Source organism: Synechococcus sp. BA-120 BA3, from assembly GCF_034931285.1.
In the GTDB taxonomy this organism is placed as follows: Bacteria; Cyanobacteriota; Cyanobacteriia; order PCC-6307; family Cyanobiaceae; genus Cyanobium.
In genome coordinates, this window is the sequence record NZ_JAYGHZ010000439.1 from 1 (window position 1) to 1,899 (window position 1,899).

Annotated in this window: 1 protein-coding gene and 1 pseudogene; one reads left to right on the plus strand and one right to left on the minus strand. The window is 69.8% G+C overall.

The genetic code is table 11. The annotated features are described in order from the left end of the window. A partial coding sequence (locus VB737_RS16540) for a hypothetical protein (RefSeq protein ID WP_500314569.1) occupies positions 1–788 on the minus strand: 788 nt, incomplete at its 3' end. Positions 789–848: 60 nt separating this feature from the next. Here VB737_RS16540 and VB737_RS16545 point away from each other — a divergent pair. Then, positions 849–1,899, plus strand: a pseudogene (locus VB737_RS16545) (transglycosylase domain-containing protein); the annotation flags it as partial.

Consider the following 1,899-nt stretch of genomic DNA (forward strand, 5'->3'; position numbering starts at 1 on the left):
TTCAATGCCACCACCGCGCGCTGATCGGCGCCCGAATTCGAGAGAGCGACATTGCCGGACACCCCGGCGCCATCCGCGACAAGCTGGCCTGCGAACGGACCGGCTGCCGTCTGGGTGACGCGGCCAGTAATGCCGATATCGGCAAAGCGGGTGCCGGGATTGACCGCGACCGCGAGCGGGCCGTTGCCGGCAAAGACATTCACATCGGCTACGAACGCGCCGTAATCGGTGTCGCCATTGCCGGTGACGGCATAGCTTTCGCCATCGCCGCGAATGGTGGCGACGACGTTGCTCATGCCCACGCCCAGCCCGGGCCGATCGGCGGTGACCGTGACGACGGGCCGGGTAACGGTTCCGCTGACGTCGACCCCGAGCGGGCCATATTGGTTGGAAGACCCGCGCGCGGTGAAGCGGATCTGGCCATCGGTGCTGTACGAACCGCGTCCCTGGGTCAGGCGGAACGACGGCGCGGCCACGGTCAGGCTGGTCACCCGCCCGACGCCGTCGCTGCCATAGCTGACATCGGCGTTGATCAGCGAGTTGCCGCCGAGGAACTCGCGCAGGCCATCGTTCAGGATCTGGCTCGATCGCGCGCGGACGCGGCCCGCCAGGCGGAAGCCGCCATTGGCAAGAGTTTCAAGATCGATATTGGTGTCGAGATTGAAGATCCCGACGCTCTCGACGCGATAGCCGTTGACCCGGCCGTTGAGCGCTCCCGTGTACAGCCCCGTGTTGAGGTCAGCCAGCAGCACCGCGGTGGCATCGATCCGGTCGGAACGGATGCGCATATTGTCCGACATCAGCCGGGCATCGGAATAGGCCAGATCGCCATCCAGCCGGACATTGCTCAGCAGATCGCCCGCAGCCGCTACCCGGAGCAGGTGGGGCAGGGGGAGACCCTGGGGCGCAAGTGGCGGGAGTTGCTGGTGGCCCTGCAGCTGGAGACCCGCTTCAGCAAGGAGGAGCTGCTGCTCAGCTACCTCAACCGGGTCTATCTCGGGGCCGTCTGGGGGTTCGAGGACGCCTCCCGGCGTTTCTTCAACCGTCCGGCCTCGGCCCTGAAGCTCGAGGAGGCCGCCCTGCTGGTGGGCCTGCTGCCATCACCGAACGGCTACGACCCCTGCGTCGATCCCGCGGCGGCCCTCGCCTCCCGCAACCAGGTGCTCGACAAGATGGCCGCCACCAACAGGATCTCCGCCGACCAGGCCCGCCGGGCCCGACGCCAGCCGATCCGGCTGGCCGCGGACGCCTGCCGTTCCGCCCAGCAGCGGGGGGCGCCCTTCTACACCGACCAGGTGCGCCGCGACCTGGAGAACCAGGTGGGCAAGGCGGTGGCCGCCGAGGGCAACTTCCTGATCGACACCCACCTCGATCCACTGTTGCAGGAGCGGGTCGAGCTGCTGCTGCGCCGGCGCATCGATGCCAGTCGCTCCCTGGGGGTGAGCCAGGGGGCGGTGGTGGTGCTCGACAGCCGCAGCGGCGGGATCCGCGCCATTGCCGGCGGCCGGGACTACCTGCAGAGCCAGTTCAACCGGGCCTCGATGGCCCTGCGCCAGCCCGGCAGCACCTTCAAGCTGGTTCCCTACGTCGTCGCCCTCGAGCGCGGCGCCCGGCCCGGGGACCGGGTCGGCTGCGGACCGCTGGACTGGGGCGGCCAGCACTTCAGCAGCGGCTGCGGCGGCAGCCTCAGCCTGCGCCAGGCCATGGCGATCAGCAGCAACACCGCCGCCCTGCGGCTGGCCCGCAAGGACGGCCTCGACGCCGTCGTCAGCAAGGGCCGGGACCTGGGCTTCACCAGCCCCCTGGCCCCGGTGCCGGGCCTGGCCCTGGGCCAGAGCGAGGTGACCCTGCTGGAGCTCACGGCGGCCTATGCCGCCGTCGCCGCCGATGGGCTCTGGC